At 36.2% G+C, this 290-nt stretch carries 1 protein-coding gene; it reads left to right on the top strand.

The window, feature by feature from the left end; all coding sequences use genetic code 11:
• Positions 1-223, top strand: a 223-nt coding sequence (locus AAEY83_RS13970; protein WP_351059737.1) for a DUF3429 family protein, incomplete at its 5' end; no start/stop codon positions are given.
• Positions 224-290 lie beyond the last annotated feature (67 nt).

Raw genomic sequence — 290 nt, 5'->3', positions numbered from 1 at the left:
ACCTATACTCAGCAATATTATTGCGCTGCTGCTATGGCTTGGCTTTTTAAGCCTATCAACGACGGGTTTTATCTGGTTGCTTATAATTGGCTTCATTTGTCTGCTGCTCATTGATTATGGTTTACGTCGCGCTGATATTATTGATAATAAGTATTTTAAAGTTAGAAAGTACGTGACCCTAATCGTGGTTTTTTCTTTGTTTGTAGCCGCTATACAAATTTAAAGGCTGCTTGCTTAGCATCTGTATTACTTTATCAAATAGACATTAAAAAAGGCTATCACTCTAGTCG

The organism is Psychrobacter sp. TB20-MNA-CIBAN-0197 (assembly GCF_040309765.1).
Classification (GTDB): domain Bacteria; phylum Pseudomonadota; class Gammaproteobacteria; order Pseudomonadales; family Moraxellaceae; genus Psychrobacter; species Psychrobacter submarinus.
Note: the sequence above shows the minus strand (reverse complement) of the source record. Positions and strands in the feature narration are given on the sequence as shown.